Origin of the sequence: Adhaeribacter terreus, assembly GCF_042657365.1 — a bacterium.
Lineage (GTDB): Bacteria > Bacteroidota > Bacteroidia > Cytophagales > Hymenobacteraceae > Adhaeribacter_A > Adhaeribacter_A terreus.
The window spans coordinates 239850-255669 of the sequence record NZ_JBHSKT010000002.1 but is presented as its reverse complement, the minus strand read 5'-3'; the positions used below and the strand labels follow the sequence as shown (position 1 = coordinate 255669).

The 15820-nt window shown below is 44.7% G+C and carries 14 protein-coding genes; 4 read left to right on the top strand and 10 right to left on the bottom strand.

Annotation, left to right across the window (positions count from 1 at the left end):
- The first annotated feature begins 43 nt into the window (after positions 1-43).
- The gene (nadB, locus tag ACFPIB_RS04015; protein WP_378016143.1) at positions 44-1603 is read left to right on the top strand and encodes an L-aspartate oxidase; all 1560 of its coding nucleotides are present in this window, start codon (positions 44-46) and stop codon (positions 1601-1603) included.
- 112 nt (positions 1604-1715) lie between these two features.
- Here the strand turns inward: nadB and ACFPIB_RS04010 are convergent, their stop codons facing one another.
- From ACFPIB_RS04010 to ACFPIB_RS03995, 4 genes are all read right to left on the bottom strand, one after another.
- A complete protein-coding gene (locus ACFPIB_RS04010) occupies positions 1716-2012 on the bottom strand; it encodes a rhodanese-like domain-containing protein (protein WP_378016142.1) in 297 nt (98 codons plus the stop codon).
- On the bottom strand, positions 2012-3742 hold the full coding sequence (locus ACFPIB_RS04005; RefSeq protein ID WP_378016141.1) for a T9SS type A sorting domain-containing protein: 1731 nt from the start codon (positions 3740-3742) through the stop codon (positions 2012-2014). The genes ACFPIB_RS04010 and ACFPIB_RS04005 overlap by 1 nt, the downstream gene beginning before the upstream one ends.
- A 20-nt stretch (positions 3743-3762) precedes the next feature.
- Complete coding sequence (locus tag ACFPIB_RS04000; RefSeq protein ID WP_378016140.1) at positions 3763-4548, bottom strand: PASTA domain-containing protein; 786 nt, start codon at positions 4546-4548, stop codon at positions 3763-3765.
- A 108-nt stretch (positions 4549-4656) separates the two neighbouring features.
- Positions 4657-7362 (bottom strand): D-alanine--D-alanine ligase family protein, encoded by a 2706-nt coding sequence (locus tag ACFPIB_RS03995; protein ID WP_378016139.1) that lies wholly within the window; start codon positions 7360-7362, stop codon positions 4657-4659.
- Between the two features lie 247 nt (positions 7363-7609).
- Between ACFPIB_RS03995 and ACFPIB_RS03990 the strand changes: the two genes are divergently transcribed.
- Entirely contained in the window at positions 7610-8809 is a 1200-nt protein-coding gene (locus tag ACFPIB_RS03990) for a phosphoglycerate kinase (protein WP_378016138.1), read from the top strand.
- 112 nt (positions 8810-8921) lie between these two features.
- On the opposite strand, the gene ACFPIB_RS03985 is transcribed toward ACFPIB_RS03990, so the two are convergent.
- From ACFPIB_RS03985 to ACFPIB_RS03960, 6 genes are all read right to left on the bottom strand, one after another.
- Positions 8922-9545, bottom strand: a complete 624-nt coding sequence (locus ACFPIB_RS03985) for a TlpA family protein disulfide reductase (RefSeq protein WP_378016137.1) — start codon at positions 9543-9545, stop codon at positions 8922-8924.
- 110 nt (positions 9546-9655) lie between these two features.
- On the bottom strand, positions 9656-11566 hold the full coding sequence (locus ACFPIB_RS03980) for a RecQ family ATP-dependent DNA helicase (RefSeq protein WP_378016136.1): 1911 nt from the start codon (positions 11564-11566) through the stop codon (positions 9656-9658).
- A gap of 259 nt (positions 11567-11825) precedes the next feature.
- Positions 11826-12638 (bottom strand): hypothetical protein, encoded by an 813-nt coding sequence (locus ACFPIB_RS03975; protein ID WP_378016135.1) that lies wholly within the window; start codon positions 12636-12638, stop codon positions 11826-11828.
- Between the two features lie 435 nt (positions 12639-13073).
- A complete protein-coding gene (locus tag ACFPIB_RS03970; RefSeq protein ID WP_378016134.1) occupies positions 13074-13745 on the bottom strand; it encodes an ABC transporter ATP-binding protein in 672 nt (223 codons plus the stop codon).
- A gap of 60 nt (positions 13746-13805) precedes the next feature.
- A complete protein-coding gene (locus tag ACFPIB_RS03965; RefSeq protein WP_378016133.1) occupies positions 13806-13970 on the bottom strand; it encodes a hypothetical protein in 165 nt (54 codons plus the stop codon).
- A 31-nt stretch (positions 13971-14001) separates the two neighbouring features.
- Entirely contained in the window at positions 14002-14232 is a 231-nt protein-coding gene (locus tag ACFPIB_RS03960; RefSeq protein WP_378016132.1) for a hypothetical protein, read from the bottom strand.
- 198 nt (positions 14233-14430) lie between these two features.
- On the opposite strand from ACFPIB_RS03960, the gene ACFPIB_RS03955 reads away from it, so the two are divergent.
- Together ACFPIB_RS03955 and ACFPIB_RS03950 are read left to right on the top strand one after the other, a co-directional pair.
- Complete coding sequence (locus tag ACFPIB_RS03955) at positions 14431-14973, top strand: RNA polymerase sigma factor (protein WP_378016131.1); 543 nt, start codon at positions 14431-14433, stop codon at positions 14971-14973.
- A 58-nt stretch (positions 14974-15031) separates the two neighbouring features.
- The gene (locus ACFPIB_RS03950) at positions 15032-15757 is read left to right on the top strand and encodes a hypothetical protein (RefSeq protein WP_378016130.1); all 726 of its coding nucleotides are present in this window, start codon (positions 15032-15034) and stop codon (positions 15755-15757) included.
- Positions 15758-15820: the final 63 nt, after the last annotated feature.

Genomic DNA, 15820 nt, shown 5'->3' with positions numbered 1-15820 from the left:
AGGGGGACTTAAAACACAGCATTCTTAAATTAGTTTCCCCAACATGCTTTCCTTCGATTTTCTGGTAATTGGCAGCGGCATTGGCGGTATGGGTTTTGCTTTGAAAGTTGCTAAACATGGCACCGTAGGCGTAATCTGCAAAGGCAAAGCAAACGAAACCAATACCAGTTTTGCTCAAGGCGGAATTTCTGCAGTAACTGATCCTAGGGATACTTTTGAAATTCACATTGCTGATACCTTAACTGCCGGAGCCGGCTTATGTGAAGAAAAAACAGTACGACTTTTAGCCGAAAAAGCTCCGCAGTGCATTCAGGAATTGCAAGAGCTCGGAGTAAACTTTACCAGAAATGAGGGAGGAAATTTAGACCTCGGCCGGGAAGGCGGACACAGCAAAAACCGCATTGTACATACCCACGATTATACCGGTTTCAGCGTACAACGAGCGCTTATAGAAAAGGTTAAAAGCCATCCGAATATAACCCTACAGGAAGAACACTTTGCCATAGATCTGCTGCTCTCAAATAGTACCAACGGCCAGCAAAAATGCGTTGGTGTTCAGACTTTTTCAGCTGAAAAGGATAGCGTTTTTCCCATTTATGCGAAAGCGGTAATGTTGGCAACCGGCGGTGCCGGGCAAGTTTACCAACACACCACCAACCCAAAAGTAGCAACCGGTGACGGCATTGCCATGGCATACCGAGCCGGAGCAAAAATCAAAGATGTAGAGTTCGTGCAATTTCACCCAACCGCGTTATACGATCCGGGTAAACCTACTTTTCTGATCAGCGAAGCGGTGCGAGGTTTCGGGGCCGAACTGGTGAATTCCGATGGAATTGCGTTTATGCAAAACTATCATCCGTTGGGAAGTTTAGCGCCGCGCGATATTGTTGCCAGAGCCATTCAGAAAGAAATGCAGAAAACCGGTTCGCCGTGCGTATATTTAGATCTGCGACATTTGCCTTCCGAAGAAATTAAAACCCGTTTCCCGAAAATTTATGCGCGGTGTCTGGATAGTGAACTGGATATGACCATAGATCTGATCCCGGTTGTGCCGGCGGCGCATTATATGTGCGGTGGCGTAGTTACCGATTCCGAAGGCCGGACTTCCATCGAAAACCTGTATGCCTGCGGCGAAACGGCTTGTACCGGCATTCATGGGGCAAACCGGCTAGCCAGTAATTCGCTGCCGGAAGCCTGGATCTTTGCAAGCCAAGCAGCTGAAGCGGCAGTTTTTGGTAGTAAAAACATAGCGTTTTCAGCAATTTCCGGCGAAGACCAAAATGCAAATTCCCGGAATGCTGGTATTTTTCCAGTTGATATAATTCAGAACAAGAAAGCGGAAATTCAGAAACTGATGTGGGATTACGTAGGCATTGTGCGCACCATTCCGGGTTTACTTTTATGCCGTGAAAAACTGGAACAAATGCTTTCGAAAATTACCCAGTTGCATCACCGATTTGCTTTTTCAATCGAGCTTCAGGAATTGCAGAACCTGGCGCAGGTTGGTTTACTTATTACCGATGCAGCTTTGCATAGAACCGAAAGCGTGGGTTGTCATTATCTGGAAACGAAACCTTTAAAACAGCCGGCAATAAAAAATTAAATGTCGAGGTGATGTATACTTTTTAAGGCTAAAACCATAGCGTTTTCAACTTTTACATAAAAAAAGAGCAACCGTTAAAAGTTGCTCTTTTTTTATTGGTAGCTACGTTGTTTTAGCCGTTGTAAGCCATAATTCCGCCGGTTAAGTTGCGTACGTTTGTAAAGCCTTGCTGTTGTAAAAATGCTTTAGCGGAAGCTGACCGAGCACCGGAACGGCAATGTACAATTACTTCGTCGTTTTTGTGGTCTTCCAGTTCTTCCAGTCGGTCGGGTAAGGCTCCGAGTGGAATATTTAAAGCGCCGATGTTTTGTTCCTGGTATTCCCAGTCTTCGCGCACATCTACAATAAATGGTTTTTCACCTTTGGCAAGGCGTTCTTTCAGTTCGGCGGGTGTAATGTCCTGGTTCATTAGTTTGGTTGAATGATGAGTTTATGCGTTTGAATACGGTTATTCTGAATTACCTGCAATAAATATAAACCCGGTTTCAGATCATTTGTTTTGAGTTGCATTTCTGAATTTGTACTAGCTTTTTCAAGAACAACCTGACCGGTAATGGTCATCAGACGAAGCGAATCGAAATTGCCCCTGATATTTACTACAGAAGTGGCCGGATTCGGATAAATCTGTACGTTTTGCGCTGCCAGCTGATTTTCAGTTATGCCCACAATGTTGTTGTTCATAACCGGACGCAGCATAATGGCTCCCGGATCAAAACCTACCCAATTGCTACCCGCAGCCAGAGAGCGGGTGTTTCCGTGGGAAGATTCATTTCTATCTACCCCAACCGAGAAGAAATATTGGTTGCTGGCGCTCCAGCCTACATAAAATGAACCCGAAACCGTAACCGGCGGATTTACCGGAATGGTAATGAAAGTATCGAGCTTCTCAATATCGGGCACGGTAAATCCGTAGTTAAAACGATGGCTTGGCGCTGGGTTACTATTCACTTCGTCCCAGATCCGGAAATTTACAAACGTGCCTTTCCGGTTCTGTACTTTCGGTAAATAAAACGTAAGCGCTTCTACCATGTCGGACTTATTAACCGTGAACTTATGCGCGATCTGCCCCGATAATCCTTGTTCAATACTGGTTACACTTTCCGCGGAGCCATCGTCGTAAGCGTAATAATTTTGCAGGGGCGTAATGCGGGAAATGGTATCGTTGTATTGAGTTTCCAGCGAGGTTTCGTTATTTTCTACTACTATTATGCTTTTAATATTTACCGGACCAGACACCGAACTGAACGGAGCGGCTGTTGGCGTAGCAGCATAAAGATAGGTAGCGGGAAAAGCATTAATTGCCACGCTGGAGTTATCGAAGCGCACCGGAGCATTGTTGCCAACTTTTACAAAAGCCAGCAAACTATCGGCGCGGGGCTGGCCGGAAAGGTTTTTAAGAACAGTATATAACGAATCGTTCAACTCGGTAGCTACGTGGCCTATAAACTGGTGTGCCGGCATGGCGCTGTAACGCTGGAGCATGGAATTGAGTGGCTGAATTATGGCTACATCGTCCACCATCAACGCATTATTCTTTTGCCGGCCGCTATTTAGTAAAACGTAATCGAGGTTCCAGGTATCGCGGACCAGGCTGGTACGGCCCGTACTCCGGAAGCGGAACTGAAAATTAGCATGAAAGAATTTCGCATCCTTAATGGCTACGAAAAACGGTGTAAAATTCGGCAAAGCTGCCTGCGTTGGGCTACCGCTGCGCTGGAAAACCTGTTCCCAAACACCAGCGTTCGTCTTAAATTCGAGTTTAAAACTCGCGTTGGAACCCGGATTATTGCCTATGCCACCGGTTTGCAGAAAAAAGCTTAAATAAACCGAATCGGTGGCATTGCGGTTGCTCAGATTTATAGGCTGCGAGGTGAGGGTATCTACTTCAACAATACTCTGGCTGCTGCTGGCATTTATTCTTCCATCTGCCAGAAACCCGTTAAAGGTTACCATATTTTTGGAAACCGGGTCTTTGCTGAAACGATCGTTTACGTAAACGCTGCTATTCGGCTCCCATTTCGTAGCATCCAGGCGGTTGTTGTAGCGGGCAAAATCGTCGAAAAACGGTAGCGAAAGCTGGGCAAAAACTCTTACCTGAAACAAGAAAAAAAGCAACGCAAACGGTATCGTTTTCCGCATAAAAAGTAAAATTTATATGTTTATTCTTCCAACCCTTTCACCGGTTCCGGGCCATTTACCCAGATATCTACCAGCTGCCCGACTTTAATTTTAGCACCACCACCTGCAACCGGCCGCTGGCGCACCACCGAGCCATTTGGTTTTCCGGCTTCCTGCACGTAATTAATGCTGCCTAACTGCAAACCCTGCCCTACCAACAATACACTGGCTTCATCTACCGGCATACCTACAACGTTAGGAACATCGAATTCCGTATTACCTTCACCATCTCCAACCACCAGATCTACCACCGAACCTTTGGCTACCGGATCGCCGGGCTTAATTTCTTTGCCTTTAACCAACTGCTTTAAAACCGCATTCTGCGCCAGGTCCGGCACATAGGTAATTTCACCTACCATCAGATCGTAGCTTTTCAGGATCATCTGCGCATTTTTCAGAGAACCATCGATCAGCTTCGGCATTTTAATAATCGGCGGGTTCTTCATGTTTACGCTGATGTAAATTTTGCGGTTCTCTTTCACTTTCGAGCCCGGAGCCGGGTCCTGGGTCAGGATCACGAATGGTTTTATACCCGGATTATAGCTCGAATCGGAAACGTAGTAGCGCAGGTTCTGATCGTCAAGGTATTCCTCAATTTCCGGCAGGGTCATGCCCGTAATTTTAGGCACCGAAATGGTTTCGCCGTGGTTGGTGGTGTTCGGCAGATACACGAAAAAGAAGAAACCCAGCAGCATAAAAAAAACTACCAGTATTATGAAGACGTGCTTCAGCACATCGGCAAAAGAATTTGCTTTGAAAAAACTCATGTTTTGGTTGTTCGTTATTGGTTGTCAGTTGTTCGTTTCAGCCAGGAAATAAGTCAGAAAAATTTATCAGAAATATTCAGAACCGATAATGAACAACCAACAACTACATTAATGTACCTGCGATTTTTTATGATTTCTTTCCATGCCGTAAGTTAAGATCTTATCAATGAAATCGTAAGGCTTATAACCGTTTATCGCGGTCTGATGGAAAATACAAGTGGCTGGAGTCATGCCCGGCAGCGAATTTACTTCTATAATGATCGTTTCCACTTCGTCGTTTTCCAACACCCGTACAAAAGCATCAATGCGCGCGTAGCCTTCAATGTTCAGGATCTGGGCAACTTTCAGCAGGTCGGCTTTTACTTTATCCGAAATTTCCTGACGAATTTCCGGATCGGCATCGTAGCGCGCCGGCGTAATGTTCTGGCCTTCGCCCGCTAAAAATTTCTCTTCCAACGATAAAACCTCACCTACCGCTAACGCTTCCGAAGCTTCAAATATTTCGTACGAAACCTTGCCATCCGGTAAAAATCTGGTGAGCAGACCGCCGGTAATTTCCAGGAAATGCTTCGCGCCTTCGGCAGAAATAAGATTCTCGATCAGGTAAACCTGCTTGTTCGGGAATTCTTCTTTGTAGTTAAGTGAAAGCGTGCGCGCATGTTCCGGAATCAGATCCTCGCCTTCGCGGAAGATCAGGTTCGTAAAAGCCACTAGTTCGTCGCGGTTCTTGATCTTTTTCACCGCCGAAGAACAGCCATCATCAGAAGGCTTGGCAATGAACGGATAACTGAACATGCTTTCGATTTTCTGGTAGAATTCCATAGCGTTTTGCTGCCAGTCGGCTTTGGAAACCAAGGCGTGGTTGGCCACGTGCATGCCGTGCTGACGCAGAATTTCGTTCGTATCGTATTTGTTGATCGTGATCTGCGAAGAAGCGATACCGGAACCGTTGTATGGAATTCCAAATTCTTCCAGCTTGGCCTGTAAAGCACCATCTTCGCCCGGACGGCCGTGCAGCGCAATGAACACCGCATCTACCATGTTGCCCAATTGGCTGAAGGAGATTTGCTGCGGCTCCTGCAATACATTGCCGGCAAACGTAGAGGTAATGTTTTCGGCTTCTTGGCGGATCTTTTCTAAAACCGGGTGCGCATGGCCGCCGTTTTCGTAGAATTCTATTTTTTCCTTGATATCATCCGCATTGTCTTTCAACATAATGTTTACCGGAATTTCGTAGAGTTTATAATCCTCGGAAGAACCGGTAAGGAAGATCGGAATTGGCTGGTATTTCGCGCTGGAAGCCAGTTTTTCGTAAATGTTGCGGCCGCTTTCCACGGAAATATGACGCTCGGAAGAATAACCGCCCATAATTACACCCACCTTCATTTTATCGAGGCGCGCAGTGCGGTTACCGGCTATGGCGCGGTCCAGGGTGTCGAGCATCTGCGTTAAAGCCAGCACGTTTTTCCCCGATTTAATTCGTTCTGCTACCGAGGTCCGGATAATGTAAGTCAGGAACTGCGACGGATTCAGGCCAATTTCGGCAGCTTGATGGAAGAAGAACGACGAAGGCAACATGCCCGAAGTGGTGTTCGGATCGTTCAGGAAAATGGTACCGTTTTCAGAGAAAAAACCGTCGAGACGCGCGTACACGTTAAATCCGAAAGCTTCGAATAAACGCACACATTCCTGGCGGATCTTCTGAATTTGTTCTTCAGGCAGATCTATAGGCGTAATTTTTCGGCTTAAGCCCGGCAGATATTTGGAGCGGTAATCAAAAACTTCGTTGCCTTTCACAATTTCAGTTGGCGGCAAGGCTACAGCTTTTCCATCGGCATCCTGCACCACAATGCACGAAAATTCCTTGCCCCGGATAAAGCTTTCAACCAAAACGGCCGGCTCGGTTTCTACGTTCGTCAGGCTCACAAATTCGGTATCGGTAAGCGTGAAAACGGATTGCAGGTGCTTCAGCAGTTCTTCCGGATGGTAAATTTCGGTTTCGTCGTCGGCAATTACCGGCAAGCCAATGCCTTCGCGGATGTCGGTGAGCTGTTTTACCAGGTTCACTTTGCCGGCATTATCAAGTTCCTGCCAGGTATCTTTGGAAATATTTTTGGTAAAGAAACTCTTGTTTACGGCAGTTTCAAATTCGTCGAAATTTGGATCTTTTAAAACCGAAACCCCGATGGATGAACCTTGGTGCGGCGCTTTTAAAACCAACGGCAAACCAAGCTCATAAGTCAGCTGCTCGAACATGGCCGGACGGTCTTCAACGCGGGCCCAGAGTTCGGCAGGAATAACGCTATAGCTCGGCGAAGCAAAACCATTGTTCTGCATGAATTGCTTCTGCACAATTTTATCGATGCCAATGGCCGAAGCCAGAATGCCTGAACCGGAATACGGTATACGGTACCACTCCAGAAGTCCCTGAATGTTGCCGTCTTCGCCGTAAGGTCCGTGCAGCGCCAGGAACGCAAAATCGAAATGCTCTTTAAATTTATGCGGCTGAATTTTCTTGCCAACTTTGGTAATGATCTCGTCGAGTTCTTCCTTTTCCAGTTCGCCCAACGATTCGAGGTAGATCTGCAAATGATGCGCCGAATGCGGAACGGTATCTACGGGCGGGTAAAAATCGCGGATGGTGCCTTTGTAAATAAAGTGCCAGTCCAGCAATAAAAAATTGCCCATGCTATCCACGAAAACTGGAATAGCTTCAAAAAGTGTCTTATCTAAATTATCGAAAACGGTGCGGCCGCCGGCAAAGGAAATTTCGCGCTCACGCGACGGGCCACCGAAAATAATGCCTATTCTCATTCTATATGGGTACAGTTAGCGCAAAGTTAGTAAATTTTGCTTTGCCATTTACGTGGGTTTTTATGCTAAAACGGATACCGTTTTCAAAACAGTTTCATTTGAGCAGGCAAATTTTAACCCCGATGCGGTAATTCGTAATAATCTTTCGCATGATTAAAAATCGCACCTTGCCTGCTTTTAAAAAACTGATAACTTTGTCTGATATTTCCGTGAACAAGTACCCCCTCATTTTTCAAAATAAAATCTTATGAAAACTGTAGAACAGTATAATTTTGCCGGTAAAAAGGCGCTTATCCGCGTAGATTTTAACGTTCCGCTGGATAAAGATTTCAGAATTACTGACGATACCCGCATCCGCGCTGCCATTCCTACCATCAATAAAATTCTTAAAGATGGCGGTTCGGTTATTTTAATGTCGCACCTGGGCCGCCCGAAGACCGGTCCGGAGGAAAAATATTCGCTGAAGCACCTGGTAAATCACCTTTCAAGAACGTTCAATACCGACGTAAAATTTGCCGATGACTGCATGAGCGAAAAAGCGCTGCACATGGCACAAGATTTACAACCAGGCCAGATTTTACTGCTTGAAAACCTGCGTTTCTACAAAGAAGAAGAAAAAGGCGACGCCGAATTTGCCCGCAAACTGAGCCGCCTGGGCGATGTGTACGTGAACGATGCTTTCGGCACTGCCCACCGCGAACACGCTTCTACTGCCGTAATTGCCCGTTATTTCCCGAACGACCGTGTATGCGGCTATGTGATGCAAGCTGAACTGGACAATGCTAAAAAGGTGCTTGACAATGTAGAGCGCCCGTACACAGCTATTATGGGCGGCGCGAAGATCTCTGACAAAATCATGATCATCGAGCGTTTACTGGATAAAGTGGACAACCTGATCATTGGCGGCGGTATGGCTTATACGTTTGCAAAAGCGCAGGGCGGCGACATTGGGAATTCTTTGCTGGAAGCCGATAAAATGGACCTGGCACTGAGCTTAATTGAAAAAGCTAAAGCCAAAGGCGTGAATTTACTGTTGCCACAAGATTCGGTAATTGCCGATGCATTCAGCAATGATGCGAACGTAGACCTGGCTGATAACCACCACATTCCGGTAAACTGGATGGGCCTGGACATTGGACCGGAAGCCCGCGAAGCTTTTGAAACGGTTATCCGCAACTCCAAAACCATTCTGTGGAATGGCCCGATGGGTGTTTTCGAAATGCCGAACTTCTCTTTAGGTACCAAAACCGTAGCCGATGCCGTGGTAGAAGCGACTAAAAACGGTGCTTTCTCTTTAATTGGCGGCGGCGATTCTGCAGCTGCGGTAAACCTTTTCGGCTACGGCGACCAGGTTTCATACGTTTCTACCGGCGGCGGCGCGCTGCTGGAGTATATGGAAGGTAAAACCCTACCGGGCGTGCATGCTTTAGAAACCCAAACGGTATAGTTTTTAACCCGAAAAGTATAGCGTTTTAGAAAGCCCTGCCGGAAACGGCGGGGCTTTTTTTATTGCTGCCAAAATTTTAAACCTGATATGTTGCAATTCTTCTGTTTTGCTGTCATTTTTTCTCCTTACCAATATGAGATGAATTATGATCAGTCGGCTGGCTGCTATCAATCAATTCTTGTAATTTATGAAATGGAAATTTGTCTACGCTGGCTGTATAAATTAGCCCTTTGTCTTTTTCGAATAAATAGTGATTGGCATGCCGGTATTTAAACTTATCGTTTAGACTTTTTCTGAAGACTTTATTGTTGTCTTTATCAGGAAGATAACTAATTACATAGGTTGGTTTCTCATAGTGTAATTCATTAAGGACTTTCTTTATTCCTTCTGGACCATAGCCCACGGAAACAAAAACTAACCTTATACCTTTATCGGCTAAGGCTTTTTCATATTTAATATATTCCTGAGCAATTTCTTTAGTGCCTGCACACCAAGGAGCCCATAGTACTACCCAAGTGTAATTGCTTGTGTGCGATAACGCATTTATATCTTCTGCTTGAATTTCCTGGATGGTGAAATTTTCAGCTGCATAGGACATTTTGTTGTTTATGGAATCGATTGCAAAGGGAACAAAATGCTTTAGTTTCTCTTTTGGAAGCAAAGTATAACCTGAAAAATCTTGCCCAAAGCAATTAAGAATTAAAAGAGAACCAATAAGGGACAAAGTAAATCTCATAAGCGAAATTTCAAGATAAAAAACTGATCACCTCATTTTACGGTAAAACTTTATTTGTTGCGGTAACCTTATTGCAACTCTTTGTAAAGAAAAATTACAACAATAGAAAATTACTTCCTTACCACCAATTCGCCGCTTTCCAGATATTTCAATTTTCCGGAATCGAGCATTTTTCTGAGCAAATCGGTTAGTGTTTCGCGTTGTTTGGCGGGGAATTTTTCGGCCAGCATTTTGGGTAAAAGCGGTTCGTTGGCAATTATTTCCAGAAGTTGTTTTTCCAGTTGTGCGAATTCTTCCTGCTGTTTTTTGCGTTTTTTCTGCTTCAGGCAAAAATCGCAGATACGGCAACTTTCATCGGAAATTTCGCCAAAATATTCGAGCAGTAATTGTGTGCGGCAGCGGTTTTCGGTTTGCACATAACGCACCACAGAATCGGCTTTTTCAAGTGCAAGTCCGCGAAAACTCCGGAGCTTTTTCTGGTTTAAGGGCAAAGTGGTAGCATCATAACGCGGGGTAGTGAAAAGTACCTGCGGTTTATCATGCTGCGGTTCATACACAATTACGCCCGATTTATCCAGAAACTCCAGCATTTTTACGATCTGGGGCTGCGTAGCTTTCAGGTTAAGTGCCAGACTGTGTTCCGAAATTTTCACGAAGTTGGTAAACAATTCGCCGCCATACATTCTGATAAGCAGTTTCAGCAACGGATCTAACTCGCGGTTGGCCACCTGAAACTTATAAAGCTCTTCTTTGCCCGCCGGAATATAAACTTTGGAAGGCGAAAAATAGGCGTCGTTCAGCTGCAGGAAACCTTCGGTTTCGAGTTTTTTCAAACTGTGGTGCGTTTCCAGCGGGTTCAGTTTGTAGGTTTTTACCAGTTCTTCCAGATTAAAATCGAAAGTAACGAACTCGCCGCTGCCTACTGCTATCTGGTAAAAATTAGCGAGGGCCTGATAGGTTTTGCGTAGGGTTTCCATGGGCGGATGCGCTTCTTCCACTTTTTCACGCACCTCCAGCAGATCATTCGGCGCAAATAAAACCACGGCGTAAGCATAACGTCCGTCTCTTCCGGCGCGCCCGGCTTCCTGGTAATACGCTTCAAGATTGTCGGGCAAATCAACATGCACCACTAATCGCACATCGGGTTTGTCAATTCCCATTCCGAATGCATTGGTGGCCACCATAATTTGCACGCGGTTTTCGAGCCAGGCGGTCTGGGTTTGGTTGCGTTGTTCGAAAGAAAGTCCGGCGTGGTAAGGAGCAGCTTTGAAACCACGGCGCAGCAGTTCGTTGGCAATTTCTACAGTTCGTTTGCGGCTGCGCACATATACAATGCCAGTGCCCGGAACGCTTTTAATAACTTCCGCCAGCCGGTTTATTTTGTCTTCGGCAGGTTGGGCGGAATACGAAAGATTGGCTCGGGCAAAGCTGCTCTGAAAAACGTTTTCCTGCTTAAAAGCTAACTTTTCCTGAATGTCTTTTTTTACCGTTTCGGTGGCCGTTGCAGTTAGTGCCAGAATTGGAATATCGGGTAAAACTTCACGTAATTGGGCAATCTGCAGGTACGGAGGACGGAAATCGTAACCCCATTGCGAAATACAATGCGCTTCGTCTACGGCTAGCAGACACACGTTCATTTTCTTAACCCGCTCCCGGAAAATATCGGTTTGCAAGCGTTCCGGCGAAAGATACAGGAATTTTACGCCGCCATATACGCAGTTATCCAGCGCAATATCAATTTCCCGCCGGTTCATGCCCGTGTGAATGGCAATGGCAGAAATACCGCGTTTCTGCAACTGCATTACCTGGTCTTTCATCAGCGCGATCAGCGGCGAAATGACCAGGCAAATTCCTTCCATAGCCATTGCCGGAACCTGAAAGCAGATGGATTTTCCGCCACCGGTTGGAAGCAAAGCCAACGTATCTTTTCCGGCCAATGCAGCATTAATAATATCTTCCTGCAACGGCCGGAACTGGTCGTAACCCCAATATTGCTTTAAGATCTGGTGAATTTCGGGCAAAGGAAAACGCTATGATTTTGGACTTCAAAACTACGAATTTCTGCAGGAATTCCGGCCGTGAGTTTTTGGGGCTAAAAGCATAGCGTTTTTGAAAAAATAAACCTCACAGGTCTTTGAAACTTGTGAGGTTTGATACGTGATTTTTTTGGCTCGAAACAATACCGTTTTTGAGTTAAAAAGTATTCTATTTCAAAAACTTAAGGCAAAAAAATAGCGCAGAGCTTGTGCCCTGCGCTATTAAATTTTTCAGCAATTAAAATTAAGCGGCTTTCGATTGCGCTTCGCGCTCTTCAATTACTTTTACCAGCTTCTGAATAGACTGTGCGGCCCGTTCTTCGTCCAGTTTATTGATATTCAGCAACATTTTGGTTTTCTCCTGACGGGTAATTACCACGTTGTTCAGCAGGCGGATAATTTCTTCTTTCTGCTTAGCCGTTGCATATTTCATGGCTGGTTCTTCAATTACGGCAGCAGCTTCAGGTTTCGCCGAAGTTACTTCTTCCGAATTGGCTTTCATGGCAACTTCCTGCGTTTTGGCAACTACTTTTGGAGCAGCTTTTTCGGCTTTTGCTGCAGGTTGGGCTACCACTTTCACTTCCGAAGCACCAGTATAATCCATTTCTTCGGCAGGGGTTGGTTCATAACCCGCTGCGCGAATGATCCAGGCCAGAATATTTCGATACGCTTTACCAATTGCCCGCGTTTGCGCCATCGATGCTATCGCGAATTCCTGGTAATATTTCTTGCCATTTTCTTTATTTGAACAAATTGCAAAACCCGCGCCTACGGTCTGGCCGCTACGCACGTTCAGCAACGTTACTTTGGCTTCGTATTTCATTTCAGTTTCGTTGCTGAAATTAATTACGTGCTCCACCACCGGGAAAATACCTAAACGCGAACCGGCATATTGCCAGCCTTCCACGTTCACGAACTCTTTGCCCTGAATATTCTGATATAGTTTATTTTCTTTGATAAATTTGGCTAAATCAACAGCCAAATGCATGGTTTCATCCGAACGGGAAATGTCATAACTTTCTACCTTCGCTTTTCTGACCATTTTTTCTTCCTTCATTTCCTGATTCATTTTACTAGTTTTTGATTGTTACTTCTTAACAGGAAGGCATACTGAAAAGTGCAAATTTCCTACACTTTTTTAGTAATTTTTAGCACTGATAATCAGATAGTTACAAATAATTTTAAAACATTTACTAATCTAACAGGAATACCTGAATATCAGGGAGTTACAAAACAAAAGAACAACGCTAAAACCATTAGCTTTTTCTAACCTAAAAAGGGCTTTAAATTATGTTAATGAATGCTGGATTATTTGCAAGGGAAGAAATGTATTTGCAACAGTTAAACCCAACCGGATCAATTAATGGAAAGGAAACAGATGGTTGACTGGTTGCAGAATTTCGCGCAAAAAAAAGACGCAAAATTTTGCGTCTCTACATTTCATATCTGAACAATCAACAATTATCAATCAGCAATATAACAATTAAGCAATTTACGAGACAATGTGGCCGTCTTTCATAACCAGTTTGCGGTCTGCCATACCGGCTAATTCAGCGTTGTGGGTTACTACTACAAAGGTCTGGTTCAGTTCCTGGCGCAGACGAAAGAAAATATCGTGGAGTTCGTGCGCGTTTTTAGAATCGAGGTTACCGCTGGGCTCATCGGCAAAAATGATTTCCGGTGAATTGATCAAGGCCCGGGCTACAGCAGTGCGTTGCTGTTCTCCACCACTCATTTCGGAAGGTTTATGTTCTAAGCGGTGGCCTAAGTGCAGCATTTCCAGTAATTCGGTAGCGCGCGCTATTACTTCTTTTTCTGGGCGGCCAGCCAGGAAACCCGGTAAACAGGCATTTTCAAGGGCGGTAAACTCGGGTAATAAATTATGGAACTGGAAAATGAAACCGATGTATTTGTTCCGGAAACGCGCCAGATCGCCGTTATTCATTTTGGTAAGATCCTGACCCGAAAAATGCACTTCGCCCCGATCGGGCGCATCTAAAGTACCTAAAATATGCAGCAACGTACTTTTACCAGCCCCGGAAGCGCCTACAATAGACACAACTTCGCCCTTGGCAATGGTCAGATCTATGCCTTTCAGTACAGGCAGCGTACCGTAGTTCTTAAAAATATTGGTGGCTTGCAGCAGGGTCTCCGGCGTTGTCATGCTGGCAAACTTACTAAAAAAAATCGGCCGGAAAGCGCGGCAATGTTTCTTTGTCCGAAATTATGCCGTTTCTACTACAGAATTGATCTGGCACTGCGGAAAGTGGACCTGTAACTGCGGGCGGATCTCCGCGATCTTATCAACTTTTATCACTACTTCTTTCAACTGATTCTGTTGTTGTACGGTTTGCCGGGTCGGCCAGAACTTTACTTTCCACTTTTTCATATAAACTCTTTTTAGGAAGTTTAACAATCGTTTATTGTCTTAAATCATCCTGAAATTGGAGATTGGTGAACAACGGAAATGCTCCTTGTTCAACTGGCTGTAATTCTTCAACCCGTATCACTTCTAAATTCAGTGCTTCGGCCTGTTGAGAAGCAAATTCAACAGCTTGTACCTGGTCGCCGGCAACCAGTTTTATTTTCTGCAACAAGCCAGAACCTGGATTGTTTTTAGCGCGGAAGGTAACGGCGTATAAAATTTGCATTCGGGTTGTAGTTTAGTAGTGAATGAGTTAGGTTTTGAGCGGCAGTATAATAACAGGTTAATACTTTTTTTTTGAAAAAGGTTAGTATATTTCGCCAGGAATTTTCAATACCTTCCAAAAATCTTACAACAAAACCTGCTAAAAATCCTTTCGTAGAAAAACGTAGCACTTCAAGGTTCTAAACATTCAGCACATCTCTTGGCAAACGACAGTGATTACATAGAAAGATTAAAATGTGGCGACGAAACTTGCCTGCAGGAAATCTATACACTTTACCGTCGGGATTTTACTGACTGGGCCGAACGGAAGTTTTCTTTAGACCAGGAAGAAGCCCGCGATATATTCCAGGTTACCCTCATAAGCTTTTACGAAAACGTAACCAATGGCAAACTCCAGACCCTGAACAGCAGTTTGCGCACCTACCTTTTTGCGATCGGGAAATACAAAATTCTGAGGGACAAAAAAAAAGCGGTTATGTACGCTAACCTCGACGACCTTCCGGATATTAACATGTTAGAAAACGATAACGAACCGGAACTGGAAAAAGAGCAACAGGCCAAAGTGCATGCAGCTTTAAACAAACTTGGCGGCGATTGCCAGAAAATACTGGAGTTATTTTATTTTCAGGAACTGAGCATGGTTGCTATTGCACAGGTTCTGAATTATAAAAACGACAACGTAGCCAAAGTAAAAAAAGCGAATTGCATGCGTAAACTGGCCTCCATTTTTAAATCCAGATAAATTTCCGGCTTATTGTTTTCTATAGGAATTTAGTTTTTCATTGCTAAAAGATACCGTTTTGAATCCTGAACTATCACATCTGGAAGATATTGAGCGTTTTGCGGGTGGTCAGATGACTGCACAAGAAGTTTCGGAATTCCGGAAGCGCCTGGCTGTAGATAATGACCTGATGGCTGAATTTGAGCTTTTCCGGACTTTAAAAGCTGGTATTAAGTCTTTTCACCGGGAACGCCTTTTAGGGCAAATGGCTGCTTACGAAGCACAACTTCAAAAGGAAACCCAACCATCTTACCAGCGTTTTTCCTTCCGTAAACTTGGTATTGCGGCTTCAGTTGCGGCTGTATTGGGCGCGGGTATTTTTCTGTGGAACCAGCAAAGCAAGCAAGCAAATAACTGGCAGGCTGCTTTTATTGACGACCCAGGTTTACCCGTATTGATGAGTAATAATAAAAGCGCTTACAACCAGGCCATGAATTTTTACCGTCAGGGCCAGTTTAAAGAAGCTTTAAATAGCTTACCAACTACTACTTCCGATACCACCACTTTTTACCGCGGCATTTTCTGGCTGAAACTACAAAACTCCGATTCTGCTTTCCGTTATTTAGATCCGGTCCGGAACCAAAGTACTTCTGCCTTTAAACATAAAGCCGATTATTACAGCGCTATGGCGTTATGGCAAGCCGGCAAAAAACCGGAAGCCAAGGCTGCTTTCAAAAAAATGGCTGCAAATGAGCAACATCCTTTCCACGATATTTCTGCTGAAATTCTGGGAAGCAGTTTTTAAGTCCTAAACCATAGCGTTTTTCTTTTACAGATTAGCCAATAAAAAAACTTCCGCAGCGTAAAC

What these genes read in the sequence shown, in the direction of transcription:
- nadB (WP_378016143.1), top strand. Translation starts at nt 44, where the DNA reads ATGCTTTCCTTCGATTTTCTGGTAATTGGCAGCGGCATTGGCGGTATG.
- ACFPIB_RS04010 (WP_378016142.1), bottom strand. Translation starts at nt 2,012, where the DNA reads ATGAACCAGGACATTACACCCGCCGAACTGAAAGAACGCCTTGCCAAA.
- ACFPIB_RS03995 (WP_378016139.1), bottom strand. Translation starts at nt 7,362, where the DNA reads ATGAGAATAGGCATTATTTTCGGTGGCCCGTCGCGTGAGCGCGAAATT.
- ACFPIB_RS03965 (WP_378016133.1), bottom strand. Translation starts at nt 13,970, where the DNA reads ATGAAAAAGTGGAAAGTAAAGTTCTGGCCGACCCGGCAAACCGTACAA.
- ACFPIB_RS03970 (WP_378016134.1), bottom strand. Translation starts at nt 13,745, where the DNA reads ATGACAACGCCGGAGACCCTGCTGCAAGCCACCAATATTTTTAAGAAC.
- ACFPIB_RS04000 (WP_378016140.1), bottom strand. Translation starts at nt 4,548, where the DNA reads ATGAGTTTTTTCAAAGCAAATTCTTTTGCCGATGTGCTGAAGCACGTC.
- ACFPIB_RS03960 (WP_378016132.1), bottom strand. Translation starts at nt 14,232, where the DNA reads ATGCAAATTTTATACGCCGTTACCTTCCGCGCTAAAAACAATCCAGGT.
- ACFPIB_RS03985 (WP_378016137.1), bottom strand. Translation starts at nt 9,545, where the DNA reads ATGAGATTTACTTTGTCCCTTATTGGTTCTCTTTTAATTCTTAATTGC.
- ACFPIB_RS03975 (WP_378016135.1), bottom strand. Translation starts at nt 12,638, where the DNA reads ATGAAGGAAGAAAAAATGGTCAGAAAAGCGAAGGTAGAAAGTTATGAC.
- ACFPIB_RS03990 (WP_378016138.1), top strand. Translation starts at nt 7,610, where the DNA reads ATGAAAACTGTAGAACAGTATAATTTTGCCGGTAAAAAGGCGCTTATC.
- ACFPIB_RS04005 (WP_378016141.1), bottom strand. Translation starts at nt 3,742, where the DNA reads ATGCGGAAAACGATACCGTTTGCGTTGCTTTTTTTCTTGTTTCAGGTA.